Raw genomic sequence first — 25,743 nt, 5'->3', positions numbered from 1 at the left:
GTGTTCAAATGCTTATTTGCCCGAACTGCAAAAGTAAAAACATCGGCAAAATCGGTGTGAATCAATATTATTGCTGGGGATGTTTCATTGAGCTGACCCTTTCAAAAGGAAAAATTTCAACCCATCAAGTCGAAGAAGACGGAACATTGAGCAGCCTTGACGATCTGTTTACAGATGACGAACGTACGATTAACCTTTGAATGGGGGTTCGTAATTTGAATCGGACAATGACTTCTCTCATTTCTTTAGGAGCCGGAGCTTTGATGTACCGCATGATGTCGCAAAACGACATGTTGAACAGACGGAACATGAGAAAGCTCAGAAGACGCGTCATGAAAATGTTTTAACACCCTAAGGGTGCCCTTATGACAGGGCATCCTTTTTTTCTTGGGGAATAAATACAAACAGATTTCAAAAGCTAACAAGGGGTGAAAAAAATGCTGAAAAAACCGCTGCACCTTTTAATGTGGATCACAATTTTCATGCTCTTATTGTTGACCGTCTATATCTTTTTGCAGCTCAGAATGATCTGGGAGCCGGCGTGCATTTTACTCAAATCGATTTTGATCCCTCTGGCGATTGCGGTTTTTATCACTTATCTGCTTCTGCCCATCGTGGAAAAAATCCACCGCGCGGGTGTGCCGCGGACGCTGAGCATCTTGCTGATTTACTTCTTGTTTTTCGGGGGGCTCGGCTATGCCTTTTACAAAGGCGTCCCCATTTTCATCAAACAGCTGACCGAGCTGTCTGAAGGGATTCCCGTCCTTGCTGCATCTTATGAAAACATGCTCGAAAAACTGCATCACCATACAGATGGCTGGCCTGACGGGATGCATGACAGAATCGACAAGTATGTCGATCAGACCGAAGAATTCGTGGGAAGCTGGGCGGAACGGACGATTACAAGCATCCGTTTTGTTTTTGACTATATGCTTGTTGCGGCTGTCATTCCTTTTTTGGTGTTTTATATGGTCAAAGATATTGATGTGATGAAAAAAGCCGTCTGGTATTTAACCCCTCGTTCGTGGAGGAAGAGAGGCGGCGCGTTTATCAAAGATGTCGATGATTCGCTTGGAGACTATATCAGAGGCCAGCTTTTTGTCTGCCTTGTGATCGGCTTGGGCGCAAGCCTCTCGTTTTGGTTTTTCGATCTGCCCTATCCGCTGATCCTCGGTCTGATTATTGGCGCGACGAACATCATTCCTTATTTCGGTCCGGTCATCGGCGCGATTCCAGCTGTGATGATTGCCGCCGCGCTGTCCGCGAGACTGGTTATCGTCGTCATGATCACCATTTTGGTTTTGCAGTTTATTGAAGGCAACATTCTCGGGCCGCTTGTTGTCGGGAAAAGCCTTCATATGCACCCTGTCGTGATTATGCTCGGGCTGCTTGCCGGCGGCGAATTGGACGGAATTATCGGCATGATTTTAGCCGTGCCCGTAATGGCTGTTTTAAAGGTCATGTTCGCCCATTTTCTGGCGGCGAGAAAGGCTTGAATGAAGAAGATTGACATTCCCCTTTTCGTTGTCTATAATGTCGAAATAGACATACATACGTATCTCGTTTGACGGATCCGAGTATACTGAAGCCCTGTTTAAAAGAGAGAAGCTCCGTGCGGTGAAAGAGCTTTAAGCAGAAGAGCAGTAGAAGCTAATCCTGAGTGCAGGCTTAAAACCTGCCGTTTCATCCGGCGTTATTCGGATATGAGGTGATGGGCGTTCTTTTTGCCCATAATCAGGGTGGTACCGCGAGATGGAGCTCTCGTCCCTGTGTAAACGCTTGTTTGCATGGGGCGGGAGCTTTTTATATTGCATGTGAGCAACTAAAGGAGGAGTTTGAATATGAAGGTGTTAACATCCGCACAAGTGCGGCAAATGTTTTTAGACTTTTTTAAGGAAAAAGGACATGCCGTTGAGCCGAGCGCTTCCCTTATTCCGCATGAAGATCCTTCACTGCTTTGGATCAACAGCGGTGTAGCGACGCTGAAAAAGTACTTTGACGGACGGGTTGTCCCGGAAAATCCGCGCATCTGTAATGCGCAGAAATCGATCAGGACAAATGACATCGAGAATGTCGGAAAAACGGCCCGCCACCATACGTTCTTTGAAATGCTCGGAAACTTTTCGATCGGTGATTATTTTAAAAAAGAAGCGATCGAATGGGCATGGGAATTTTTGACTGATCCGAAATGGATCGGCTTCGATCCTGAGCGCCTGTCGGTGACGGTTCATCCGGAAGACGATGAAGCCTACGATTTATGGGCGAAAAAAATCGGTGTTCCCGAAGAGCGTATCATCAGGCTTGAAGGGAACTTCTGGGATATCGGGGAAGGCCCGAGCGGACCGAATACCGAAATCTTCTATGACCGCGGTGAAGATTATGGACATGATCTGTCTGATCCGGAACTTTACCCGGGCGGGGAGAACGAGCGTTACCTAGAAGTATGGAACCTTGTGTTCTCCGAGTTCAACCACAATCCTGACGGAACATACACACCGCTGCCGAAGAAAAACATTGATACAGGGATGGGTCTGGAACGGATGGTTTCCGTCATTCAAGATGCCAAGACAAACTATGATACAGATCTGTTTATGCCGATCATCAAGGCGACAGAAGCCATTTCAGGAGAAAAGTACGGAACATCTGCTGAAAAAGATACGGCCTTTAAAGTTGTCGCCGATCATATCCGGACGGCTGCGTTTGCCATCGGTGACGGAGCGCTTCCGTCCAACGAAGGGCGCGGCTATGTCATCAGAAGGCTGCTCCGCCGCGCTGTTCGCTATGCCAAATCAATCAATATCAATCGTCCGTTTATGTATGAACTCGTTCCCGTTGTGGCTGACATTATGGCCGCTTACTACCCGGAAGTAAAAGAGAAAGCCGATTTCATCGCGAAAGTCATCAAAACGGAAGAAGAGCGTTTCCATGAAACATTGAACGAAGGGCTTGCCATCCTGTCTGAAGTCATTCAAAAGGAGAAAGCGAAAGGAAACAGCGTTATTTCCGGAGAAGATGTCTTCAAGCTGTACGATACGTACGGATTCCCTGTCGAACTGACGGAAGAGTACACCGAAGACGAAGGCATGAATGTTGACCATGAAGGCTTCGAACGCGAAATGGACAAGCAGCGCGAACGCGCGCGCCAGGCCCGCCAGGATGTCGGCAGCATGCAGGTTCAAGGCGGTGTTCTCCGCGATATCATGACCGAAAGCGAGTTCATCGGCTATACGGATCTGAAAACGGAAACGAAAATCGCCGAGCTTCTTCAAGACGGAGAGGTTGCTGATCAAGTTCATGCAGGTCAATCCGTCCAATTCATCTTGGAGAAAACACCGTTTTACGCCGAAAGCGGCGGACAAATCGGCGACAAAGGCTGGGTCAGAAGCGGCGATGCTGCTGTCCGCGTCACGGATGTCAAAAAAGCACCGAACGGACAGCATTTGCATGAAGGTACGGTTGAAAGCGGAACAGTTGAAAAAGGGATGATGGTGACCGCTGAAGTAACAAACCGGCTCAGAAAGGATATCGTCAAAAACCATACGGCGACACACCTGCTCCATCAAGCATTGAAAGATGTGCTCGGAACGCACGTCAACCAGGCCGGATCGCTTGTGTCAGACAGCCGTCTGCGCTTTGACTTCTCCCATTTCGGCCAAGTGACGAAAGAAGAGCTTGAGCTAATTGAAGCAAAAGTAAATGAAAAAATCTGGGCTTCAATTCCTGTGCAAATCGATTTGAAACCGATCGATGAAGCGAAAGCAATGGGAGCCATGGCATTGTTCGGAGAAAAATACGGGGATATCGTCCGCGTCGTCCAAGTCGGCGATTACAGCATCGAACTGTGCGGCGGCTGCCACGTGAAAAACACGGCTGAAATCGGCCTCTTTAAGATCGTGTCAGAATCGGGCATCGGAGCCGGGACCCGCCGGATCGAAGCCGTCACAGGCAAAGGCGCTTACGAGGAGATGAACGCCAAGCTCCAAGTTCTCGAGGCTGCGGCAGAAGTGCTGAAAACCAATGTAAAAGAAGTACCAAAGCGGATCGAATCCCTGCAGTCCGATTTAAAAGAAGCCCAAAGGGAAAACGAATCCCTGCTCGCGAAGCTCGGCAACAAAGAAGCGGGAGAGATCCTGGAAAAAGTGAAAGAAATCGGCGGGGTGAAACTGCTCGCGGAAAAAGTCAATGCAAAAGACATGAACCATCTGCGCACAATGGTCGATGACCTGAAAGCGAAGTTGGGTTCAGCCGTCATCGTGCTTGCGACGGTTCAACATGAAAAAGTGAATATTTCTGCCGGAGTTACAAAAGATTTAATAGAGAGAGGATTCCATGCCGGCAAACTTGTTAAACAAGTCGCCGAGGCGTGCGGAGGCGGTGGCGGCGGCCGTCCTGACATGGCTCAGGCGGGAGGAAAACAGCCTGAAAAATTGGAAGAAGCTTTATCTTCTGCAGAAGAATGGGTGAAATCCGTTTTATAAATGACCGATGTGGTGTAGAATGATGATGAGAAGGCAATCAGGCTGGAACTTTGCCTGCGAATTTGGGAAAGAGGTGCAAAACGGTGAGCTCATTTGATAAGACGATGAAATTTAACTTTTCCGACGATTCAATGGAGACAAATGTAAATGAGGTGCTGATAACCGTCCACGACGCGCTTCAGGAAAAAGGCTATAACCCGATCAACCAAATTGTCGGATATTTGCTATCAGGTGATCCCGCTTACATTCCAAGGCATCGAGATGCACGCAATCTGATTCGGAAAATAGAGAGAGACGAGATAATCGAAGAGCTGGTTAAATCGTACTTAGAACAGCATAAAGAGGCGTAAATACAAATGCGAATATTAGGTCTGGATTTAGGTTCAAAAACGCTCGGCGTCGCCCTCAGCGATGAAATGGGCTGGACGGCTCAAGGCATTGAAACGATTAAAATTGACGAAGCGAATGGTGATTACGGCCTGAGCCGCCTCGCTGAGTTAACGAAAGACTATACAATAGATAAAATTGTACTCGGGTTTCCCAAAAACATGAACGGTTCCGTCGGCCCGAGGGGAGAAGCCAGCCAGAAGTTTGCGCAGGTGCTTGAAGACGCGTTTCATGTACCCGTCGTGCTTTGGGACGAGCGGCTCTCGACGATGGCGGCCGAAAAGATGCTGATATCAGCAGACGTCAGCAGGCAAAAACGAAAAAAAGTAATCGATAAAATGGCAGCTGTGATGATCCTGCAAGGATATCTCGACAGCCTAAACTAATGAGGTGATCATGGTGGAACATGGAGAAAAAAACATTACGATTGTAGACGATAAAGGAAATGAACAGCTTTGTGAGGTGCTCTTCACATTTGACAGCGATCAATTTAATAAATCATATGTGCTGTATTATCCAGTTGAAGCACAGGATGAAGAAGAAATCGAAATTCACGCTTCAAGCTTCACTCCGAATGAAAACGGTGAGAACGGCGAATTGATGCCGATTGAAACAGAAGAAGAATGGGATATGATCGAAGAGACGCTGAACACGTTTTTGGCTGATGAAGAAGAGCAAGAATAAAAAAGCTGCCGCAGGGCGGCTTTTTTTTATGAAAACATTTTGTAATAAATTGCCGAATGAATACGAATCATGTAGTATATAGCATGGGAGGAGAGGAGGACTTTAATGTTTGCAGATCAGACTAAAAACACATTTTTTCAAAAACTCCTTAATCATAAAATAAAGTTTTGTCTCGCCGTGGCAGCCGTGCTGCTCATCATTGGCGCGGGCGGTTTTTCTCTGTATGTAAAATCCGCACTTGAACCGGTCGATAAAAACAGCAAAAAAATGGTCAACGTCTATATTCCGAAAGGATCGTCAGTTTCTTCCATTGCTGCAAAACTAAAAGAACAGCACTTAATTAAAAACGAAAAAGTGTTCATCGCTTATGTGAAATTTAAAAGCGCATCCGGTTTTCAAGCGGGAAATTTTCAGCTCAGCCAGTCCATGGAACCTGCCGATATGATCAAAAAGCTGACAAGCGCGTCACATGTTCCGGCCTTTAAAATCGTCGTTCCCGAAGGCAGACAGCTGAGTGAAATCGCCGACATCATCGCCGGAGAAACGAACTACTCCAAACAAGAAGTCATGAACAAGCTGGATGACCGTGATTTTATCAACACATTAAAAAAGAAGTATCCGAAATTGATCACGGATGAGGTTTTCAACAAGAATATTAAACATCCGCTTGAGGGTTATCTTTACCCTGCGACATATCCCTTCTATGATCCGGAGACAAAGCTTGAGAACATCATCGAAGCGATGATCAAGCAAACCGATAAACGGGCCGAAAAATACGAGTCACAGATGAACGATAAAAAAATGTCCGTCCACAAAACGCTGACAATGGCTTCACTGATCGAAGAGGAAGCGACGGAAAAAGCGGACCGCCACAAAATTTCGAGCGTGTTCTATAACCGTTTGGCCAAAAAAATGCCGCTGCAAACGGATCCGACGGTTTTGTATGCGCTTGGAAAACATAAAAGCCGCGTCGTCTATAAAGATCTTGAGGCGAAGTCCCCATATAATACGTATAAAAATACCGGACTCCCGCCGGGACCGATTGCCAACGCGGGGGAATCGTCATGGGAAGCGGCACTTAACCCTGATCAAACAGAATACGTCTACTTTCTCGCCAAGAAAAATGGAGAAGTCGTTTTTACAAAAACACTTCAGGAGCACAATAAAGCCAAATCAAAGTACATCACCAACAATCAAAGCGAGTGAATTCGGACGAAGGAGAGGGAGAGTAAAAAAATACTCTCCTTTTATTCGCAAACAGAAAGGTTTTATGGTAAAATATATCGGGTTGTTTATTCGAGAAAAGACATGTACCGCTTTAGGAGAGTTCAACATCTGACCTAAAGCTCTTTTTATGAAAGGGAGGCTCATCCGCCGTGAAGATCGGACATGAGGAACTAACCGGCTATCTGGAACGGCTTATCAAGCCGCGGCCGCCGGAAATTATGGAATTGGAATATTATGCCGAAGAGCATGGTGTGCCCATTATGGAACCGACCGGTATTGAAGCGCTGCTGCAGCTTCTTTCGCTCAAAAACCCGAAAAAGATTCTTGAAATCGGCACCGCCATCGGATACTCGGCCATTCGGATGGCGCTTCATCTCCCTGAAGCTGACATTTTAACAATTGAGCGCGATGAAAAAAGGTATCATGAAGCGCTGAAAAATATCAAATCCTTTCAGATGGAAAACAGAATCCGCGTGATTTTCGGAGATGCGCTCAGCGAGTCAGACGCCGTTCAGTCGATGGCTCCTTACGACGCGCTTTTTATTGATGCAGCAAAAGGACAATATCAAAAGTTTTTTACGATGTATGAAAAGATGCTGGCGGATGATGGAATCATCTTCACCGACAATGTCCTGTTTAAAGGGCTTGTCGCCGGCGGCTGCGATCAAATCGAAAGCAAGCGGATCAAAAAACTTGTCTCTAAAATAGATCATTATAATCATTGGCTGATGGACCATCCCGATTATCAAACGGCGATATTGCCGATCGGAGACGGATTGGCCGTCAGCAAAAAGAGGTGAACGGATATGAAAAAACCTGAACTGCTTGTAACACCGACAGCTGTTCAAGATATTAAGCCTTTGGCTAAAGCGGGCGCCGACGCATTTATCATCGGCGAACAAAGATACGGATTGCGCCTGGCCGGGGAATTTTCCCGGAAGGATATCGAGGAAGCGATCCGGGAGGCCCATGAAGCCGGCGCAAAAGTGTATGTCGCCATGAACGCGATCTTTCATAATGATAAAGTGCCTGAGCTCAATGACTATCTTTCGTTTTTGGCCTCGGCAGGCGCCGATGCAGTCGTCTTCGGCGACCCCGCAGTTCTGATGGCTGCGCGCGAATCGGCGCCGGACATGAAGCTCCATTGGAATACGGAGACGACCGCAACCAACCATTATTCCTGCAATTATTGGGGGCGCAAGGGAGCCAAGCGCGCGGTGTTGGCAAGAGAGCTGAATATGGACAGCATGATCGACATTAAAGACCAGGCTGAAGTTGAAATCGAAATCCAAGTTCACGGGATGACGTGCATGTTTCAGTCCAAGCGTTCATTGATCGGAAATTATTTTGAATACCAAGGCAAAGTCATGGACATCGAAGGCAAGAAAAAAGAAAAAGGCATGTATCTTCATGACAAAGAACGCGGCAACAAATATCCGATTTTTGAAGATGAAAACGGCACGCATATTATGAGCCCGAATGATGTTTGCATCATCGACGAGCTTGAAGATTTAATCGATGCCGGAATCGACTCCTTTAAAATCGACGGCATTTTAAAAACGCCTGACTACATCCAAGAGGTGACGGCCATGTACCGCGAGGCCATCGATCTTTGCATCACAGACAGACAAGCGTACGAAGATAAAAAAGAACAGTGGATCGAGCGGATTGAAGAGATTCAGCCTGTCAACCGCAGCATCGACACCGGGTTCTTTTTCAAAGAGACAGTATATTAAGGGAGGGATCACCATGTCTGCAGTAAAAGATAAAATTTCCAAAATCGTCAATGGGAAACGCGTCATTACGAAAAAGCCTGAACTATTGGCTCCGGCGGGAAATCTGGAAAAGCTGAAAATCGCCGTCCACTACGGAGCAGACGCGGTATTTATCGGCGGACGTGAATATGGACTCCGCTCAAACGCAGATAATTTTTCGATTGAGGAAATGGCTGAAGGCGTTGAGTTTGCAAAAAAATATGGTGCAAAGATTTATGTGACGACCAATATTTTTGCCCATGAAGAAAATATCGACGGCCTTGAAGGCTATTTGCGCGATCTTGAAGGCGCAGGTGTTTCAGGTATTATCGTCGCCGACCCGCTGATCATTGAAACGTGCCGCAGGGTTGCACCAAAGCTTGAAGTGCATTTGAGCACCCAGCAGTCCCTTTCAAACTGGAAAGCTGTTCAGTTCTGGAAGGAAGAAGGCCTTGAGCGGGTCGTGCTTGCGCGTGAAACAAGTGCTCTGGAAATCAAGGAAATGAAAGAAAAAGTCGATATCGAAATCGAAACGTTCATTCACGGTGCAATGTGCATCGCTTATTCAGGACGCTGCGTGCTCAGCAACCATATGACGGCAAGGGATTCAAACCGCGGAGGCTGCTGCCAGTCCTGCCGCTGGGATTATGACCTGTACCAGACAAACGGTGCAAACGCGCTTCCGCTTTACGAAGAAGAAGATGCGCCGTTTGCGATGAGTCCAAAAGACTTGAAGCTGATTGAATCGATCCCGCAAATGATCGAAATCGGCATTGACAGCCTCAAAATCGAAGGACGGATGAAATCGATCCACTATATTGCAACCGTCGTCAGCGTCTATCGAAAGGTGATCGATGCTTATTGCGCAGATCCCGAAAACTTCGTCATTCAAGAAGAGTGGCTGAAGGAACTCGACAAATGTGCAAACAGAGACACCGCTCCCGCCTTCTTTGAAGGAACGCCGGGCTATGAGGAGCAGATGTTCGGCGTCCACGGCAAGAAAACAACATACGACTTTGTCGGCCTTGTCCTTGATTATGATGAGGAAACAAAAATGGTCACGCTCCAGCAGCGCAACTTCTTTAAAACCGGAGATGAAGTCGAATTTTTCGGCCCGGAAATAGACAATTTCACAACCAAGATTGAAACGATTTGGGACGAAAAAGGCAATGTGCTTGATGCAGCCCGCCATCCCCTGCAAATCGTCAAATTTAAAGTCAACAAGAAGATTTATCCGAGCAACATGATGAGAAAGGGGCAGTAATGGCATGGGGAAGAAACCGGTAGTCATTGGAATAGCTGGAGGCTCAGGATCGGGCAAGACGAGCGTCACCAGATCCATCTATGAACAGTTCAAGGGCCACTCCATTTTAATGCTTGAGCAGGATTTGTATTACAAAGATCAAAGCCATCTGCCATTTGAAGAACGGCTGAATACAAACTACGACCATCCGCTTGCATTTGATAATGACTTTTTAATCGAGCATTTGAACGAATTGCTGGCATACAGGCCGATTAAAAAGCCGATTTACGACTATAAGCTGCATACGCGCTCAGAAGAAGTCGTGCATGTCGATCCGAAAGATGTTATTATTTTGGAAGGAATCCTTGTTCTTGAGGATGAAAGGCTCCGCGATTTAATGGACATCAAGCTGTATGTCGATACGGACGCCGACCTGCGGATTATCAGAAGAATGCTTCGGGATATTAAAGAGCGCGGACGCTCGATTGATTCTGTCATTGAGCAGTACATTTCCGTCGTCAGACCGATGCATAATCAATTTGTCGAACCGACAAAACGTTATGCTGATATCATTATTCCTGAGGGCGGCCAGAACCGCGTCGCAATCGACCTGATGGTGACCAAAATACAAACAATTCTTGAACAAAACGCGATTTTATAATAACATAGCATAGACAAAGACTACTCTGACCATATTATGTATAGAAATTGAAGGGATCTCGCTTTGAGCCCTTCTTTAACTGTATAAGCACGATTGACCGGAGCCTTCCATCCGGTTTTCATTATACTTTACAAATATGGGAGAGAAGAAGGGGACATGGGTTGTCCTCATTCTTGTATATTCAAGTCTATACTCTCACATACAAGTGATGAGGGACCAACTAGAAGGAGTGAAGGAACAATGGCACAAGAGAAAGTATTTCCTATGACTGAATCAGGGAAGAAAAAACTTGAAGAAGAACTCGAGTATTTGAAAACGGTTAAACGCAAAGAGGTTGTCGAGCGCATCAAGGTCGCGAGAAGCTTTGGAGACCTCTCTGAAAACTCCGAGTACGATTCTGCAAAAGAAGAACAAGCCTTTGTAGAAGGGCGTATTACGACCCTTGACAATATGATTCGGAATGCGAAGATTATTGAAGACGATGGTGCAAATTCAAACATTGTCACCCTCGGAAAAACCGTCACATTTAAGGAGCTTCCCGATGGTGAAGAAGAAGCTTATACGATTGTGGGCAGCGCGGAGGCCGATCCGTTTGAAGGAAAAATCTCCAACGATTCCCCGATTGCCAAAAGCCTGATCGGCAAACAGGTCGGAGACGAGGTCACTGTACAGACCCCGGGCGGAGAAATGCTTGTAAAAATTGTGAAAATTTCTTAAAATTTGTTTAGCAGATCATAGCCTCGTCCACAATGTGGATGAGGTGTTTTTATGATGAAATTGCGAAAGCGTATGAAATGGGTCTCTATACTGATTTCAGCCGCCCTTTTATTTCTGCTGTTCAGATTGGCGGAAATCCAACTGTTTTTTACGGAATCCTTTTCAAAACGGAATGTGAACCTTATTGAGGAAAGTGTCAAACAGCGTACCGAAGCGGTTCAGATTTCAGATGGAAGAGGATCTTTTTTAGACCGAAACGGCGAACACTTGTCCGTCAGTCAAAAGCCGGCCATCATCTTCTTTCCTTTTTTAAATAAACAGCAATGGCCGATTGAGGAAGCGGCCGGAATTTTAAACATATCGAAAAAAGAGATCAAGCAAAAGCTGGAAAGCGTGAAAAAACCGGTCATTCTCACGAAACATGAGGGGAAGCCCATTTCAAAGACGGCGCTCGAAAAAATCAACAAGTTGAAATATCCGGGACTTTACGGCGTATACATAGAAGAAACAGAAAAAAACAGACTCGCAGCCCATACGCTTGGCATGACAAACCAAGATCCGGACCTTCTCCGCAGCAAATACCCGCATAAAGACGACTTGTCCATCAGCACAAAAATCGGCACATTCGGCATGGAACGGACATTTGATGAATTCCTGCTTCCCGAACAAGAAACGAAGCTTTTATATCATGTTGACGGTATGGGAAACCCTTTGTTCGGTATGGACGTCAAATATACAGCTGACGCAAATCCGTTTTATCCGTTGCAAGTCAAAACGACGATTGATAAAAAGATTCAGGAATCGGTGGAAGACGTGTTAAGTGAGCAAAAATTAGAAAAAGGCGGCGCTGTTCTAATCGATATCGAAAACAGCAGTGTACTGGCGATCGCCAGCAAGCCCGACTTAAACATGGCTTCGCAAAAAACGCGGCAAAACTACATGCTCACACCGATGTACCCGGGTTCCGTTTTTAAGACGGTGATCGCAGCAGCAGCCGTTGAAAACGGTTTGGATCATCCGTCGAAAACATTCAACTGCAATTTGAACCTTTACGGTGAACCAGGGGAAGACAAAGGGAAACTGAATATCGAAGACAGCTTTGCACAGAGCTGCAACTACACGTTTACAACCCTCGCCGGGCAGCTTGTGGAAAAAAACAGCTCCATCATTGAAAAGACAGCGCAAAAGCTCGGCCTGACCGAACGCGTCGGCTGGGAAGGGAAGCTTTACCATCAAGACCATTTCAGGCAGTTTTACCGTGAAACAGCCGGGTCGATCTGGGGGGATGACCGGGATAAACAAGTCAAAAAAGCGGTGGCGCAGACCGCCATCGGCCAAAAGAATGTGAAGCTGACGCCTCTGGAGATCGCCAATATGATGTCTACGATCGCGAGAGGCGGCGAGAAAAAGCAAGTCAAAATCGCTGATGAGATCGAATACAAAAACGGCACATTGATGACGGCTTTTAAAGACCAGGATCTGCCGGGAGAAACAATTGATCCGTATACTGCGCAGAAGCTGCAAAAGCTGCTCAGAAAAGTTGTCACATCAGACGAGGGGACAGGCCGGCGCTTCCGCGACCTTCCCTTTGAAGTGGCGGGGAAATCGGGCACTGCGCAAACCGGGCGGAAGTCAAAAGATGAACAAACGCTTTACCATAAGTGGTTTGCCGGTTATTTTCCGGCGGACAAGCCAAAATACGCGCTCGCTGTCGTGCATATGGATACGCCGGAAGGTAAGGCTGCGACAAATGCAGTATTTTATGATATTGTTAAAAAAGTATATGAAATTGAAAAGAACCAGACATAGAAGAAAGCCTCCGGTGATGATAAAATAAGAAGCGAGGCAAGAGGGAGTAAAGGAGTGCAAAGAATTGAGCGAATCAAGGGAATCTCGATTTGAAAATCGTGATAAGCGCAGGAAAGCAAATCTTGTGCTTAACATTTTAATAGGCATCGTATTGGTGTTGATTGTTGTCGTCGCCAGCAGCCTGATGATGAACAGCCCGAAAGAGCAGGCGACACAGGACGTCTCAAAAAACGACTCTGAACAGACGAAAGAAGCGCCTGCATCAGACAATAAAAAACAAACCTCTGATGAAGATGTGAAAGACAAAGATGACAGTAAAACGAAAGACGACTCAGCTGACAAAGAAGACAGCGCATCAGATTCCGATGCTGATAAAGATCAGGAAAAAGAGACCGCTTCAGACGAAGACAAAGAAAAATCCGACGATCCGTTTGAAGGGGCCGAAGTAAAAGAAGGAGGCTCCAGCGCCAACGTCGAAAAGACGATCATCAACCCGAACTGGAAGCCTGTCGGCACAAAACAAAGCGGAGAGCATACGGCCACATACGATTCTTCTTCACAAGACTGGGCCGAGATGCTTGAAGCCATCTCTTATGCAACAGGCGTTTCCAAAGACAACATGACCGTGATTTGGCTTGGAAACAACGGTAGTCCTCAAGACGCGAAAGGAACGATTCAAACCAATGACAGCGGAGTGAAATATCAAGTGGCCATCACATGGGTTGACGGAAAAGGCTGGAAACCGACAAAGGTCGAAAAGCTGAAATAAAGGAAAAAGCGGCGGGTTAAAATGAACCCGGCCGCTTTTTTTTATTCCGCTTTAAAATGAACCACAGCACTGTATAGGATCCGTCCGTCGATGACCGCCGTCTGGTGGGAAACCGAATGGACCTTTAACAAAATCGCCTGATTGTTTTCGATCTGCTGATTCACTTTCTTTTCCAGCTCCTCCAGTGTCGGGGCTTCAAAAAATTCAACTTTTTCCTTGATCAGATCCAGTTCGAATTTCATAAACCAATCCTCCGTTTGCTTCAAGTCATTCTTATTAAATCAAAGAAGCGGGTCTTGTGGCAAGAAGAAACAAAGCCAAACCATTTTTGTATGCAAAATGAATAAATGATGTTAGGATAAGAACTAATCAATCGTTAAATCATACTATACTTATAGGAATTATAAAAATAAGTGGAGAGTGGCGATACAATGGGAAGAGAATTTATTTCTTTATTTGATCATTGGGCAGATTCCTATGATGACACAGTCGTGGGGCATGACATACAGTATCAAGAAGTTTTTCGAAACTATGACGGTATTTTGGACGATGTCGTCAGGCGTTCCGGCGAGCGAGTGCTCGAGTTCGGGCCAGGCACAGGCAATCTGACTGCAAAGTTGCTCGATGCCGGAAAAAAAGTCTGCGCTGTTGAACCGTCAAAAGCGATGAGAGCCATTGCCAGAGGCAAGCTGCCGAAAGACACAGCCATTTTGGACGGAGATTTTCTCGACTTTCCGTCAGTTCCGTTTACACCTGATACCATCGTGAGTTCTTATGCTTTTCATCATCTGACAAACGAAGAAAAACAGGAAGCGGTAGGGCGATATGGAAAAATGCTTAAAAAGCATGGTAAAATAGTGTTTGCTGATACCGTCTTCAAGGATAGCGAAGCCTTTGTTTCCGCCGTCAAACAGGCGAAGGAAAAAGAATTTCACCAATTGGCGGAAGACCTTGAAACAGAACATTATCCGACGCTTTCCGAGATGGAAACGATCTTTACCTCAGAACAATTCAGGATCGCCTTTCAAAAGCATAATGATTTTGTCTGGGTAATGGAAGCGGCAAAATTGTAAATTTGAAGGGATGTTATGATATGAAAATAGCAGTTATCGGAGCAATGGAAGAAGAAGTCACGATTTTGCGGAGCAAATTGGAAGAGACAAACCGGGAAGTGATTGCAAACTGTGAATTCACAAGCGGGAGCTATGAAGGAAAAGACGTCGTCCTTTTAAAATCAGGCATCGGCAAGGTGAATGCGGCCATGAGTACGACGATCCTGCTGGACCGTTTTAAACCGGATGTTGTGATCAACACCGGTTCAGCCGGGGGCTTCCATCACTCCCTCAATGTCGGGGACATCGTCATATCTACGGAAGTCCGCCATCATGACGTCGATGTCACGGCTTTTGATTATGAATATGGACAGGTTCCAAATCTTCCGGCCGCATTTCAGGCTGACGGCGCATTGGTCAAAACAGCCGAAGAAGAAGCGGCACAACTGGGGCACATCCAGGTGGTCAAAGGAACGATCGCAACAGGCGACTCCTTTATGAGCGACCCCGAACGGGTGGCTTTCATCCGCGGCAAATTTGAAGATCTTTATGCGGTGGAAATGGAAGCGGCGGCTGTCGCACAAGTCTGTCATCAATTTAACACCCCGTTTGTTGTGATCAGAGCGCTCTCAGATATTGCCGGAAAGGAATCTGAAGTATCATTTGACAAATTCTTGGATCAGGCTGCAAAGCATTCGACAGACCTCGTACTCCGCATGATCAAAAGAATCAATTAAAACAGGGGGGGCTTTCCCCTCTGTTTTGCACCTTCCTGAAGGAGGAAAGAATATGAATGTGATCACAGATATCACACAATTAATCGGCAAAACCCCTTTATTGCAGCTGTTGAATTTTCCCATACCTAAGGGGGTCAACATCTATGCAAAACTGGAAATGATGAATCCCGGCGGGAGCATTAAGGACCGCCTTGGAGAAGTGCTGATTGATGACGCACTCCAGCAAGGAAAGCTGAAACCGGGCGGCACGATCATTGAAGCGACGGCCGGCAATACGGGGATCGGATTGGCCATGGCCGCCAGAAAACACGGAATCACCGCCATTTTTTGCGTGCCCGAGCATTTCAGCATGGAAAAACGGTCGATCATGAAAGCGCTCGGAGCAAAGATTGTTCACACGCCGAGAAAGAAAGGGATGAAAGGCGCGATTGACAGGGCTCTTGAATTGGAGAGGGAAATTCCAAATTCTTATTGCGTTTTACAGTTTAAAAACCGAGTAAATCCATTGGTTTACTACAAAACACTTGCGCCGGAAATATGGCAGGATCTTGACGGGAAGGTTGACGTGTTTGTCGCCGGAGCCGGATCAGGCGGGACTTTTGCCGGGACTGCCCGCTTTTTGAAAGAACAAAATCCGGCCGTTAAAACGGTCATTGTTGAACCGGAAGGCTCGATATTAAACGGAGGAGAACCGCACGGACACAAAACAGAGGGAATCGGAATGGAGTTCATTCCCGATTACATGGACGAAAAGCACTTTGATGAGATCTACACCGTCCTCGATGAAGATGCGTTCCGGCTCGTCAAGGAAGCCGCTGAAAAAGAAGGCCTCCTGATCGGAAGCTCGTCTGGCGCTGCTTTATTTGCGGCATTGAAAGAAGCAGAAAAAGCGGAGCCGGGCACAAACATTGTGACGATTTTTCCTGACGGCAGCGACCGTTATTTAAGCAAAAACATCTATGAAGGAGGAATGTAAGATGAAGCAAAAAACGAAAATGATCCACGGCGGTATAACGGGAGATGAAAAAACAGGCGCCGTCTCGGTTCCGATATATCAAGTCAGCACGTACAAACAGCCGCGGGCCGGACAGCATACGGGGTATGAATATTCAAGAACGGCAAATCCGACGCGAAGCGCGCTGGAAGCTTTAATCACAGATCTTGAAGGAGGGGCAGCAGGCTATGCGTTCGGATCTGGAATGGCGGCCATAACAGCGGTCATGATGCTGTTTAAAAGCGGCGATCATGTCGTTTTGACAGATGATGTCTACGGCGGCACCTACCGTGTCATGACAAAGGTGATGAACCGCATCGGCATCGAATCGACCTTCAGCGACACGAGCAACACTGGCGACATTGAGAAAGCGATCAAACCGAATACGAAAGCGATTTACGTCGAAACCCCGACAAACCCGCTTTTAAAAATCACCGACCTGCAAAAGGTCGCTGAAACAGCGAAAAAACATGATCTCTTGCTGATCGTGGATAACACATTCTATACACCGTATTTCCAAAACCCGCTTTCATTTGGCGCCGATATCGTGCTTCACAGCGCGACAAAATATTTAGGAGGGCACAGCGATGTTGTCGGGGGGCTTGTGGTGACTGCTTCTCAAGAACTCGGAGAAGAGCTTCACTTCATCCAAAATTCCACCGGCGGCATTCTTGGCCCGCAAGACTCATGGCTTTTGATGAGGGGCATGAAGACGCTCGGTTTGAGAATGGAAGCCCATGAACAAAATGCCCGGAAAATCGCCCGATTTTTAGAAGAGCATCATGCCGTCAAAAAGGTGTATTACCCAGGGGTGCCGTCCCACCCCGGGCATGAGCTGGCTAAACGGCAAAGCAAGGGATTCGGCGGGATGATCTCCTTTGATATCGGCGAGGAGGAAAATGTCGATATCGTTTTAGGACGACTGAAGCTGTTTACCATCGCCGAAAGTCTGGGTGCGGTGGAATCCCTGATCTCTGTTCCGGCGCGGATGACCCATGCATCGATCCCGCGCGAACGGAGGCTCGAGCTTGGCATCACAGACGGACTGATCCGCATTTCTGTCGGAATTGAGGACATGGATGATCTGTTGGAAGACTTGAGCCAGGCGCTCGCTCCGCTTTCATAAATTGGCTAAAATTACATGTCTGATCATCTGTTAATCTATGTTATTCTGATTCATATCGACTATGAACCAGGCAGGTGATCATACATGCATCAGAAAAAGGTTAAATCGTTAATGGAAGATTACAAACAATTTGCTTTTACACTTCTCAGTGTAAGCGCGTTTTTATATATCGGCTCCATCATTCCCGGCCAAGGGTTGGGTGCAGGGCAAAAAACGGTGATGATGCTTGCGACATGCGGCTTTTTGGCCGGCGCTTTCTTTTGTGTGAAACGCTCGCTCAAATACAAAAGACAATTGGATGAAATGGAAGAATCATAGGCAGAGCAACTCATATTGAGTTCTCTGCCTTTTTTGAGCGCCCTAAAATGCGTCCATTTTTTGAAAAAAAGGTTTACAAACAGGAATTTGATGGATATACTTACAAAGTAAACAAAAAGCAGAGGAGGTTGATGAACATGAAACAGACATTGACTACATACACTAGACTTTGTGAATACCATGCTTCATTCAACCTGTGGGAGACATTGTGCCCTTCCTTAACCGCTGCTTATGCCGCACAGTGAAACGTTAGGAAGGAAAAACAATACGCTGCTCCTCGCAAGATAAAGACTTTGTTGTTTTTATCTGGCGGTTTTGGTTTGCGCCCGCAGGTTTGTCAGATGATCTGCGGGCTTATTTTATTTTGAACAGCAAACTTGAAAGGAGGTGAGCGACATGACGATTAATCTATTCTTTTTAACATTAACCATTCAAAAGCGATTTAAAAGTCCGGAAGAGTACGAGCGAGAATACGAGATCGAACAAATGTACAGTGAAATGAAAGATCAGCAGCTGAAGTACCTTTATTTGAACAGCCAGCGCTGATCACGGAAGTCATACAATCAATAAAGGAGGAGATAAAAATGACATTCAGAAGGGAATTGCTGGCACATTATACACAGGAGAAGGATCAGGTTTAGCCGGGGCGGCATCGGTTCCGCATTTCATTTGTCTGCATAATATAGATTAGAAATGCAATAGATGAATGCAGGTGATGAATATGCAGAAAGACGGCAGAATGCCATTTATCGGCCATGGATATACATCAATGCCCCATTCTTTTAAGCATGGCTACGGAAATCCGTATCGCCGCCAAAGAATGGAATGGGCGCGCCAATCCGGTTATTGGACGCCTTATTATTGGTACTATTATTAGGAAGGAGCAGAAAATTATTTTCTGCTCTTTTTACTTTTCAGCTTGTCTGGGAAGCGCGGAAAACAAAATGAAGGAGGTGAACAACACCCCCTCCGTTTCATTTAGCAGACGTAGCAAGCGCCAACAATAATCAAAAGAATGAAGAGAACGACGATAAGCGCAAAGCCGCCGCCATAACCGACACCGCCGTAGCCATAGCCGCCGCCATAGCCGCCGCAGCGGCCGAAACCGCCATAACCAAAGCCCATAAATAGCACCACCTTTTAGTGAAAGTTCCTTACATCCTATGCATTTATATCAATGATTGAAAGGGCGGATAGTCCATTTCATTGCAGGCTTTTTCAGCGTGCGCGAAACATTTGCCGATATGAATCCGTCTAGTCTTGAGAAGTGCGGGTCAAGATATGTTGGCCAATGCTTTTAATATTCTGTCTTGCTGACCGATATGATGTAGTAAGGCCCGTTTTGTTTTCTCATTTGTCCGATGCTAAAAACAAAATTCGGGCTAAAAAGATTAAAGCAGGTGTTTTAACGTGTTTGAACAATGGCTTGGAAAACGATTGCGGAGTCCGTGGGGGATGTTTTCGAAATGGACCGCTTCTTATATGAATCATGATATAAACGAATGGGTCATTCAGTTATTGGATGTCCGCCCGCATGAACGCATTCTGCAAATCGGAACGGGAAGCGGAGCGGTGCTATGCCGGGTAGCGGAAAAGCTTGAAAGCGGAACAGCCTGCGGGGTTGATCCCGCCAAAAGGATGGTAAAACAAAGTCTGCGCCGCACCCGCCATTTAAGAAAAGAAGGGAGAGCGGAAGTGAAAGTCGGCCATGCCGAACACATTCCTTTTGCCGACCGCTCTTTTCATAAAGTATTCTCGATCCATGCGATGGATGGCGGGACGGATATTCAGCAGGCATTAAAGGAGTTTTACCGAGTGCTGCAGGTCGACGGCACCGTGTTTTTCACCGTTCACCTTAACGGGCAAACGAAACATTCAAGACAGGCAAAAGGAGATACTCTATATACCGAACAGCAAATCAAGCGCCTGCTCGAAGAGAGCCATTTCAGGGACATCACCGTACATATGCGTGACAAAGATTGCTGCATAACAGCGGTAAAATAAAGGCAGCCACCCTCTCAACATGAGAGGGTTTTTGCGTTTTTCATAGAATTTAAGTCGGCTCGCGTCAAAAGACAAACCCAGCTGTTCATCATCAGCTCTTTTTTTGTGCAGCCGTTATATCACAAACGAAATTAGACATAAAAATTAATATATAAGAATACTATCAAAAGACAGGAAGGAATATCCTGATCTTTTTTTGTTGTGTAATTTATCATACAACAAAAAATAGGCCGTTCATCCTCATTTTGCTTTTTGATTAAAAATTTTTATATTGAAAAAGGAATTTTGTGATGATCTGTCAAAAGGGAATATAAAGGAATCTGCGGAATGAATGTTCATTCCGTTTTGCTTGGGGGAAATTCATGTGGAACAAAAAAGCAAATATCAGAGGATCATTGAGGCTGCGCTCGTCCTTTTTGCAGACCGGGGCTTTGATGCCGCAACCATCCCGATGATCGCTGAGAGGGCAAACGTCGGAGCGGGAACAATCTACCGATACTTTGACAGCAAGGAAGGCCTTGTAAATGTTCTCTTTCAAGATAGTGTGAAACGCTTCAAAAAAAAGCTGGAAGAGGGCCATCCCGGACATTCTGCGGGCATACGCGAGCAGTTTCAGCATATTTTCCGCTGCCTGTTCAGATTCTCCCAGGAAAATGTCCATGCTCTCTATTTTCTGGAGATTGATAAAACCTCCCATTATCTCACTGAAGAAAGCCGGGACGTACTGAATGACCTGCTGGATTTTGTCTACGCATTTTTTGAAAAAGGAAAGGAAGCGCGCATCATTTGTCCGCTGCCTTCCCATATTTTATCTGCGATGGTGTTCGGCGCATTTGTCCACATTCAAAAACTCGTCAAAGCTGGGGAAATTGAAGATCCTTCCGAACTGATCGAAGAGATTCAGGCATGTTCTTGGAATGCCATCAAACATCATGGGTAACCTGCTTTTTTCAAAATAGAAAGGATGATGTTCATGAACGCATTAAGCTCAATTCCAATTCCGAAAACATACGGGCCGCTCGGCAACCTCCCATTGCTTGACAAAAACAAAGTGTCCCAGTCTCTTTGGAAAATCGCAGACGAATTGGGGCCGATCTTTCAATTTCGATTCGGGGATGCCGTCGGCGTTTTCGTTTCCAACCATGAACTGACAAGAGAGGTATGTGATGAATCACGGTTCGATAAAAACATGGGAAAAGGGCTTTTAAAGGTTCGCGAATTCAGCGGAGACGGGCTGTTTACAAGCTGGACGAACGAGCCCAACTGGCGGAAAGCCCACAATATTCTTCTCCCGAGCTTCAGCCAGAAAGCGATGAAGGGATACCATCCGATGATGCAGGACATTGCCGTTCAGCTCATTCAAAAATGGTCCCGGCTCAATCGAAATGAAAGCATTGATGTTCCGGATGATATGACGCGTCTCACGCTTGATACAATCGGATTGTGCGGCTTCAACTTCCGCTTCAACAGCTTTTACCGCGACGGACAGCATCCGTTCATCGAAAGCATGGTCCGCGGGTTGCATGAAGCGATGAGGCAGACGAAGCGTTTTGAATGGCAGGATAAACTGATGGTCAACACAAGGCGCAAATTTAACCGCGACATAGAATCGATGTTTGCACTTGTCGACCGGATCATCGCCGAACGGAAAGAAGCCGGCGGAGAAAGCGGCGATGACCTCTTGTCCCTCATGCTTCATGCGAAGGATCCCGAGACGGGTGAAAAGCTGGATGATGAAAATATCCGTTATCAAATCATTACATTTTTGATCGCGGGGCACGAGACGACCAGCGGCTTATTGTCATTTGCACTTTATCTCCTTCTGAAATCTCCTGATAAGCTAAAAAAAGCATATGAAGAAGCGGATCGCGTGCTGACAGATCCTGTCCCTTCGTATCAACAAGTACAGAAGCTCAAGTATATCCGCATGATTTTAAACGAATCCATCAGGCTTTGGCCGACAGCTCCTTCCTTTTCTTTATACGCAAAGGAGGAAACGGTCATCGGCGGAAAATACTTGATTCCAAAAGGCCAGGTTGTATCGGTTTTATTACCAAAACTGCACAGGGATCAGAGCGTCTGGGGAGAAGATGCCGAAAACTTTCGGCCGGAGCGTTTTGAACAGATGAAAAGCATTCCCCAGCACGCCTACAAACCGTTCGGCAATGGACAGCGGGCATGCATCGGCATGCAGTTCGCGCTGCATGAAGCCACATTGGTGCTCGGAATGATTCTTCAGCATTTTGAACTGGAAGACCATACGAATTATCAATTAAAAATAAAAGAAACGCTGACCTTAAAGCCCGAAGGGTTCACGATGCGGGTGAAACCGCGAAAGCAGCAGCTCATGATGACGGTCCCAGCCGGCAAAGCAAAAGAGAGCGAACCGGGGGAAGCACGCTTCGCCAAAGCCCCGCAGGAAAACGCGCATGGCATTCCTCTCTATCTGCTCTACGGTTCAAATCTTGGAACGGCCGAAGAGGCGGCAAACGAGCTCGCTGATCGGGCGCGCCGGCAAGGCTTTATGTGCCGGACGGCAGAGCTTGACCAATATAAAGGCAGCCTTCCAAAAGAGGGAGCGGTCATTGTTGTCACAGCTTCCTATAACGGAAATCCCCCGGATAATGCGAAGGAATTTGTCGATTGGCTTGAACGCGATCATCAAGACGATTTGTCCGGTGTCAAGTATGCCGTATTCGGCTGCGGAAACCGGAGCTGGGCAAGCACCTATCAGCGGATTCCCCGTCTGATTGACAGCGGATTGGAAAGAAAAGGGGCAAAGCGGCTGTTAAAGCTGGGTGAAGGGGATGCCAATGATGATTTTGAAGGGCAGTTCGAAGAGTGGCAAAGCGATCTTTGGCCGGCTTTACGAAAAGCATTTTCTTTAAAAGAACCCGCTCAGCCGGAAACGGCCGGCCAAGAACTATCTGTCGAATTTGTCAAGGCGTCTGCCGCCGCACCGCTTGCCAAAGCTTATGCTGCATTTTCTGCACAAATCGCAGTCAACCGCGAGCTGCAGTATGAAGGCAGCGGGAGAAGCACAAGACATCTTGAGCTTGTCCTGCCTGACGGGGTCGAATATGTCGAAGGAGATCATCTCGGCGTGCTGCCGCAAAACGGCGGGGAGCTGATCAGGAGGGTCATTGAACGGTTTGGCTTAAACGGGGATGAGCACGTGCAGATCAGCGGAGGCCGCGCCTCCCATTTGCCGCAAGACCGCCCGGTTCTGATAACAGACCTTTTGACAAACAGTGTTGAGCTCCAGGAGCCGGCTACAAGAGCCCAGCTTCGCGAATTGGCCGCTTATACAGCGTGTCCGCCGCATAAGCAGGAGCTCAACGAGCTGCTGGAGGACGAATTGTATAAAGAAAAAGTCTTAAGGAAACGTCTGACGATGCTCGATCTGCTTGAACAATATCCGGCTTGTGAACTGCCGTTTGCCCGCTTTTTGGCGCTGTTGCCTTCACTCAAACCGAGATATTATTCGATTTCAAGCTCGCCCCGGCATAAACAGCGGCAAGCAAGCATAACGGTTGCTGTTGTAAACGGTCCTGCTCTAAGCGGACGCGGGCAATACCGCGGAGTCGCCTCAAACTACCTGGCGGGCCTCTCCCCAGGAGAGACGATCGCATGCTTTATTCACCGGCCGCAGTCGGGCTTCTGTCTGCCTGAGGATCCGGAAACGCCGATCATCATGATCGGGCCGGGAACGGGAATTGCGCCTTACCGCGGCTTTCTTCAGGCGCGCCGCAGCCAACAAAACGCCGGCGCGAACCTCGGTGAAGCGCACCTGTATTTCGGCTGCCGCCACCCTGAGCAGGATTACCTGTATCAGGAGGAGCTGGAGAAAGCGGTGCAAGACGGGCTCGTTCATTTGCATACTGCATTTTCCCGTCTTGAAAATCGGCCGAAAACATATGTGCAAGATCTGATCAAAGAGGACTTGGAAAGGCTGATACACCTTCTCGATAACGGCGCCCGCCTGTACGTCTGCGGAGACGGCAGCAGAATGGCTCCAGATGTTGAGCATGCCCTGTGTGCGGCATATCAAAATGTCAATCATGCCAGCCGAGAAGAAGCCGAAAACTGGCTGAACGCCCTCCAGGCGAAAGGACAATATACAAAAGATGTCTGGGACGGGGGCGGCGTTTCAGACATGACGCCGGAAGTTGAGGCTGTTAAGACAAGGTGAGCGAACGGTAAAAAGAGACATTCTGTCATCAGAATGTCTCTTTATTTATTATTGACCAAGGGGCAAAGTGATACAAAATAAAGCTGCCGCGGAGAGGATATTTGGCGGTGCGCCGCTTGGATCAATATCCACCCGTGGCAAATGTTCAAAAAAACAAAAGTCAGGAATCCGTTTAGAAAACGGTATAAGGAAAAGCCAACATGACGGACTATGTGCAATCTTTTAAAAACGGCTGATCTTCAGAAGGAATTGCCATGCCGGCTCCTGAGCTTTATATCGGCACAGCCTGAAAAAAGTTTAGCTAAAGTGATTGCCTTTTTCCCGGCATGCACCATATTCTGATTTTTTCTTTTCGGCCAAGAAAATAACCGGGTAAGCGAGCAAAATGAGCCCTGTAATGAAAGCGATGATTCCCGTCCAGTGAAAATGGTTCCAGAAAAAACCGCCGAAAGAACCGGCTAAGCTTGAACCGAGATAATAGCTGAGCAAATAAAGAGATGAGGCTTGAACGCGTTTTTCATTTGCCGTCTGCCCAACCCAGGAGCTGGCGATCGAATGGGCGCCGAAAAATCCGAACGTAAAGACGGCAATGCCGGCTATTTTCAAAAGAAGCTGGGGGAAAAGTGTAAGCAATGCCCCCGCAGCCATGATAGCGACGGCGATTTTGATCATGAACGGACTGCCGAAGCTGTCGGCTTTCTTCCCCATATAAACCGAGCTGAGCGTTCCCGCCAAATAGACGATGAAGATCAGTCCGATGATGGTTTGTGACAGGCGGTAAGGCGGGGCGGTCAACTGAAAGCCGATATAGTTAAACATCGTGACAAAGCTTCCCATGAGGATGAAACCAAGCGAAATTAACAGCATCAGCCGTCTGTTGACAAGGACAGCCTTATAGGCGCCGCAAATTGTTTTCACATCGGCCCTTCTTTTCACAGAGTGCCGGGGCTTCGGCAGCAGTACCCAAAACAGATAGCTTAGGATGACGGAAATGGCGCCGATGATGCCGAGCGCTTCCCTCCAGCCGAAAAGGTCTGTTAATAGACCGGTCAAGAGCCTTCCGCTCATGCCTCCCAGGCTGGTGCCGCTAATATAGAGCCCCATCATTTTGCCAAGGCCCTTCGGATCGAATTCTTCCCCGACATATGTCATCGCAATGGCCGGAACACCCGCCAGAAAAAAGCCAAGCAGGCCTCTCATCACAATGAGAGATGCAAAGTTCGGACTGAAGGCTGTCAAAAGGCCGAGGATAGAGGTGGAAAAAAGCGAGAGCGTCATAATCGTTTTCCGGCCGAATCCGTCCGCCAATGCGGCTGCAGTCAGTAGGGCAAACGCCAATATTCCAGTTGAAATGGATAATGTTAAGCTTGCAGCTGCCGCCGATATGGCGAATTCCTCCGCAAACAGAGGCATGAGCGGCTGTGTCGTGTAAAGCGTGGCAAATGTCACAAAACCGCTGATGAATAAGGCGATGCTTGCTTTTTGATAATCCTTCGTATGCGGCTGTATGTAAGTCATGGCAGCTCCTCTTTTCTAGAATGAGAATCTATGTTTCATGGTACGCTTTCATTTGCGATGTGTCTAATTTATA

The 25,743-nt window shown here is 47.0% G+C and carries 28 protein-coding genes; 25 read left to right on the top strand and 3 right to left on the bottom strand.

Going from position 1 to position 25,743, the window contains the following annotated elements; translation table 11 throughout:
• The first annotated feature begins 8 nt into the window (after positions 1-8).
• From P3X63_RS15020 to P3X63_RS14950, 15 genes are all read left to right on the top strand, one after another.
• Positions 9-200 carry a hypothetical protein gene (locus tag P3X63_RS15020; protein WP_006637793.1) on the top strand — a complete coding sequence of 64 codons (192 nt, stop codon included), beginning with the start codon at positions 9-11 and terminating at the stop codon, positions 198-200.
• Positions 201-215: 15 nt separating this feature from the next.
• Complete coding sequence (locus P3X63_RS15015; protein ID WP_077736334.1) at positions 216-347, top strand: YrzQ family protein; 132 nt, start codon at positions 216-218, stop codon at positions 345-347.
• 90 nt (positions 348-437) lie between these two features.
• Positions 438-1,496 carry an AI-2E family transporter gene (locus P3X63_RS15010; RefSeq protein WP_277691263.1) on the top strand — a complete coding sequence of 353 codons (1,059 nt, stop codon included), beginning with the start codon at positions 438-440 and terminating at the stop codon, positions 1,494-1,496.
• Positions 1,497-1,841: 345 nt separating this feature from the next.
• Positions 1,842-4,478 (top strand): alanine--tRNA ligase, encoded by a 2,637-nt coding sequence (gene alaS, locus P3X63_RS15005; RefSeq protein WP_077736335.1) that lies wholly within the window; start codon positions 1,842-1,844, stop codon positions 4,476-4,478.
• Positions 4,479-4,561: 83 nt separating this feature from the next.
• Positions 4,562-4,828, top strand: coding sequence for an IreB family regulatory phosphoprotein (locus P3X63_RS15000; protein ID WP_003183920.1), 267 nt, complete (start codon positions 4,562-4,564; stop codon positions 4,826-4,828).
• Between the two features lie 6 nt (positions 4,829-4,834).
• Complete coding sequence (gene ruvX, locus P3X63_RS14995) at positions 4,835-5,251, top strand: Holliday junction resolvase RuvX (RefSeq protein ID WP_026588064.1); 417 nt, start codon at positions 4,835-4,837, stop codon at positions 5,249-5,251.
• Between the two features lie 13 nt (positions 5,252-5,264).
• Positions 5,265-5,549 (top strand): DUF1292 domain-containing protein, encoded by a 285-nt coding sequence (locus tag P3X63_RS14990; protein ID WP_026588063.1) that lies wholly within the window; start codon positions 5,265-5,267, stop codon positions 5,547-5,549.
• Between the two features lie 105 nt (positions 5,550-5,654).
• Positions 5,655-6,755, top strand: coding sequence for an endolytic transglycosylase MltG (gene mltG / locus P3X63_RS14985; protein WP_026588062.1), 1,101 nt, complete (start codon positions 5,655-5,657; stop codon positions 6,753-6,755).
• A gap of 170 nt (positions 6,756-6,925) precedes the next feature.
• On the top strand, positions 6,926-7,576 hold the full coding sequence (locus P3X63_RS14980) for an O-methyltransferase (protein ID WP_026588061.1): 651 nt from the start codon (positions 6,926-6,928) through the stop codon (positions 7,574-7,576).
• Between the two features lie 6 nt (positions 7,577-7,582).
• Positions 7,583-8,512 (top strand): peptidase U32 family protein, encoded by a 930-nt coding sequence (locus P3X63_RS14975; protein ID WP_077736336.1) that lies wholly within the window; start codon positions 7,583-7,585, stop codon positions 8,510-8,512.
• A gap of 13 nt (positions 8,513-8,525) precedes the next feature.
• On the top strand, positions 8,526-9,794 hold the full coding sequence (locus tag P3X63_RS14970) for a peptidase U32 family protein (RefSeq protein ID WP_077736337.1): 1,269 nt from the start codon (positions 8,526-8,528) through the stop codon (positions 9,792-9,794).
• Between the two features lie 4 nt (positions 9,795-9,798).
• Positions 9,799-10,434 carry a uridine kinase gene (gene udk / locus P3X63_RS14965; RefSeq protein ID WP_026588058.1) on the top strand — a complete coding sequence of 212 codons (636 nt, stop codon included), beginning with the start codon at positions 9,799-9,801 and terminating at the stop codon, positions 10,432-10,434.
• Between the two features lie 240 nt (positions 10,435-10,674).
• The gene (gene greA, locus P3X63_RS14960; RefSeq protein WP_026588057.1) at positions 10,675-11,151 is read left to right on the top strand and encodes a transcription elongation factor GreA; all 477 of its coding nucleotides are present in this window, start codon (positions 10,675-10,677) and stop codon (positions 11,149-11,151) included.
• A gap of 54 nt (positions 11,152-11,205) precedes the next feature.
• Positions 11,206-12,960 carry a peptidoglycan D,D-transpeptidase FtsI family protein gene (locus P3X63_RS14955; RefSeq protein ID WP_077737192.1) on the top strand — a complete coding sequence of 585 codons (1,755 nt, stop codon included), beginning with the start codon at positions 11,206-11,208 and terminating at the stop codon, positions 12,958-12,960.
• A 64-nt stretch (positions 12,961-13,024) separates the two neighbouring features.
• A complete protein-coding gene (locus P3X63_RS14950) occupies positions 13,025-13,729 on the top strand; it encodes a YrrS family protein (RefSeq protein WP_077736338.1) in 705 nt (234 codons plus the stop codon).
• 41 nt (positions 13,730-13,770) lie between these two features.
• Here P3X63_RS14950 and P3X63_RS14945 read toward each other — a convergent pair whose 3' ends face one another.
• Positions 13,771-13,971, bottom strand: coding sequence for a DUF2536 family protein (locus tag P3X63_RS14945; RefSeq protein WP_026588054.1), 201 nt, complete (start codon positions 13,969-13,971; stop codon positions 13,771-13,773).
• A 189-nt stretch (positions 13,972-14,160) separates the two neighbouring features.
• On the opposite strand from P3X63_RS14945, the gene P3X63_RS14940 reads away from it, so the two are divergent.
• The 7 genes from P3X63_RS14940 to P3X63_RS14910 all read left to right on the top strand — a co-directional run bounded on the left by P3X63_RS14940 (position 14,161) and on the right by P3X63_RS14910 (position 18,833).
• On the top strand, positions 14,161-14,802 hold the full coding sequence (locus tag P3X63_RS14940; RefSeq protein ID WP_077736339.1) for a class I SAM-dependent DNA methyltransferase: 642 nt from the start codon (positions 14,161-14,163) through the stop codon (positions 14,800-14,802).
• A 20-nt stretch (positions 14,803-14,822) separates the two neighbouring features.
• Positions 14,823-15,518, top strand: coding sequence for a 5'-methylthioadenosine/S-adenosylhomocysteine nucleosidase (gene mtnN, locus P3X63_RS14935; RefSeq protein WP_026588052.1), 696 nt, complete (start codon positions 14,823-14,825; stop codon positions 15,516-15,518).
• A 52-nt stretch (positions 15,519-15,570) separates the two neighbouring features.
• Positions 15,571-16,494: a PLP-dependent cysteine synthase family protein gene (locus P3X63_RS14930; protein ID WP_077736340.1), complete on the top strand. Its 924-nt coding sequence runs from the start codon at positions 15,571-15,573 to the stop codon at positions 16,492-16,494.
• A 1-nt stretch (position 16,495) separates the two neighbouring features.
• Positions 16,496-17,638 carry a bifunctional cystathionine gamma-lyase/homocysteine desulfhydrase gene (locus tag P3X63_RS14925; RefSeq protein WP_077736341.1) on the top strand — a complete coding sequence of 381 codons (1,143 nt, stop codon included), beginning with the start codon at positions 16,496-16,498 and terminating at the stop codon, positions 17,636-17,638.
• Between the two features lie 84 nt (positions 17,639-17,722).
• The gene (locus P3X63_RS14920; RefSeq protein ID WP_026588049.1) at positions 17,723-17,956 is read left to right on the top strand and encodes a YrhC family protein; all 234 of its coding nucleotides are present in this window, start codon (positions 17,723-17,725) and stop codon (positions 17,954-17,956) included.
• Positions 17,957-18,352: 396 nt separating this feature from the next.
• On the top strand, positions 18,353-18,502 hold the full coding sequence (locus P3X63_RS14915) for a YrzI family small protein (RefSeq protein WP_077736343.1): 150 nt from the start codon (positions 18,353-18,355) through the stop codon (positions 18,500-18,502).
• A gap of 175 nt (positions 18,503-18,677) precedes the next feature.
• Positions 18,678-18,833 (top strand): hypothetical protein, encoded by a 156-nt coding sequence (locus P3X63_RS14910; RefSeq protein ID WP_236251281.1) that lies wholly within the window; start codon positions 18,678-18,680, stop codon positions 18,831-18,833.
• A gap of 101 nt (positions 18,834-18,934) precedes the next feature.
• Here P3X63_RS14910 and P3X63_RS14905 read toward each other — a convergent pair whose 3' ends face one another.
• Positions 18,935-19,081, bottom strand: a complete 147-nt coding sequence (locus P3X63_RS14905) for a YjcZ family sporulation protein (protein ID WP_077736344.1) — start codon at positions 19,079-19,081, stop codon at positions 18,935-18,937.
• Positions 19,082-19,366: 285 nt separating this feature from the next.
• Here P3X63_RS14905 and P3X63_RS14900 point away from each other — a divergent pair, with 285 nt between their 5' ends.
• From P3X63_RS14900 to P3X63_RS14890, 3 genes are all read left to right on the top strand, one after another.
• A complete protein-coding gene (locus P3X63_RS14900; RefSeq protein ID WP_026588048.1) occupies positions 19,367-19,960 on the top strand; it encodes a class I SAM-dependent methyltransferase in 594 nt (197 codons plus the stop codon).
• A gap of 364 nt (positions 19,961-20,324) precedes the next feature.
• The gene (locus P3X63_RS14895; RefSeq protein ID WP_026588047.1) at positions 20,325-20,900 is read left to right on the top strand and encodes a TetR/AcrR family transcriptional regulator; all 576 of its coding nucleotides are present in this window, start codon (positions 20,325-20,327) and stop codon (positions 20,898-20,900) included.
• A gap of 33 nt (positions 20,901-20,933) precedes the next feature.
• Positions 20,934-24,152 (top strand): bifunctional cytochrome P450/NADPH--P450 reductase, encoded by a 3,219-nt coding sequence (locus tag P3X63_RS14890; protein WP_077736345.1) that lies wholly within the window; start codon positions 20,934-20,936, stop codon positions 24,150-24,152.
• 297 nt (positions 24,153-24,449) lie between these two features.
• Here the strand turns inward: P3X63_RS14890 and P3X63_RS14885 are convergent, their stop codons facing one another.
• A complete protein-coding gene (locus P3X63_RS14885; RefSeq protein WP_077736346.1) occupies positions 24,450-25,670 on the bottom strand; it encodes an MFS transporter in 1,221 nt (406 codons plus the stop codon).
• Positions 25,671-25,743: the final 73 nt, after the last annotated feature.

This window comes from Bacillus sp. HSf4, from assembly GCF_029537375.1.
GTDB lineage: Bacteria > Bacillota > Bacilli > Bacillales > Bacillaceae > Bacillus > Bacillus sonorensis_A.
This window is presented reverse-complemented; position numbering and strand designations above follow the sequence as displayed.

Bases quoted from the DNA above. Each gene is read 5' to 3' on its own strand.
- P3X63_RS14915 (WP_077736343.1), top strand. From the start codon at position 18,353: ATGACGATTAATCTATTCTTTTTAACATTAACCATTCAAAAGCGATTT.
- ruvX (WP_026588064.1), top strand. From the start codon at position 4,835: ATGCGAATATTAGGTCTGGATTTAGGTTCAAAAACGCTCGGCGTCGCC.
- greA (WP_026588057.1), top strand. From the start codon at position 10,675: ATGGCACAAGAGAAAGTATTTCCTATGACTGAATCAGGGAAGAAAAAA.
- P3X63_RS15010 (WP_277691263.1), top strand. From the start codon at position 438: ATGCTGAAAAAACCGCTGCACCTTTTAATGTGGATCACAATTTTCATG.
- P3X63_RS14910 (WP_236251281.1), top strand. From the start codon at position 18,678: ATGCAGAAAGACGGCAGAATGCCATTTATCGGCCATGGATATACATCA.
- P3X63_RS14940 (WP_077736339.1), top strand. From the start codon at position 14,161: ATGGGAAGAGAATTTATTTCTTTATTTGATCATTGGGCAGATTCCTAT.
- P3X63_RS14920 (WP_026588049.1), top strand. From the start codon at position 17,723: ATGCATCAGAAAAAGGTTAAATCGTTAATGGAAGATTACAAACAATTT.
- P3X63_RS15020 (WP_006637793.1), top strand. From the start codon at position 9: ATGCTTATTTGCCCGAACTGCAAAAGTAAAAACATCGGCAAAATCGGT.
- P3X63_RS14970 (WP_077736337.1), top strand. From the start codon at position 8,526: ATGTCTGCAGTAAAAGATAAAATTTCCAAAATCGTCAATGGGAAACGC.
- mltG (WP_026588062.1), top strand. From the start codon at position 5,655: ATGTTTGCAGATCAGACTAAAAACACATTTTTTCAAAAACTCCTTAAT.
- P3X63_RS14930 (WP_077736340.1), top strand. From the start codon at position 15,571: ATGAATGTGATCACAGATATCACACAATTAATCGGCAAAACCCCTTTA.
- alaS (WP_077736335.1), top strand. From the start codon at position 1,842: ATGAAGGTGTTAACATCCGCACAAGTGCGGCAAATGTTTTTAGACTTT.
- P3X63_RS14975 (WP_077736336.1), top strand. From the start codon at position 7,583: ATGAAAAAACCTGAACTGCTTGTAACACCGACAGCTGTTCAAGATATT.
- P3X63_RS14945 (WP_026588054.1), bottom strand. From the start codon at position 13,971: ATGAAATTCGAACTGGATCTGATCAAGGAAAAAGTTGAATTTTTTGAA.
- P3X63_RS14890 (WP_077736345.1), top strand. From the start codon at position 20,934: ATGAACGCATTAAGCTCAATTCCAATTCCGAAAACATACGGGCCGCTC.
- P3X63_RS14955 (WP_077737192.1), top strand. From the start codon at position 11,206: ATGAAATTGCGAAAGCGTATGAAATGGGTCTCTATACTGATTTCAGCC.
- P3X63_RS14885 (WP_077736346.1), bottom strand. From the start codon at position 25,670: ATGACTTACATACAGCCGCATACGAAGGATTATCAAAAAGCAAGCATC.
- P3X63_RS14905 (WP_077736344.1), bottom strand. From the start codon at position 19,081: ATGGGCTTTGGTTATGGCGGTTTCGGCCGCTGCGGCGGCTATGGCGGC.
- P3X63_RS14925 (WP_077736341.1), top strand. From the start codon at position 16,496: ATGAAGCAAAAAACGAAAATGATCCACGGCGGTATAACGGGAGATGAA.
- mtnN (WP_026588052.1), top strand. From the start codon at position 14,823: ATGAAAATAGCAGTTATCGGAGCAATGGAAGAAGAAGTCACGATTTTG.
- udk (WP_026588058.1), top strand. From the start codon at position 9,799: ATGGGGAAGAAACCGGTAGTCATTGGAATAGCTGGAGGCTCAGGATCG.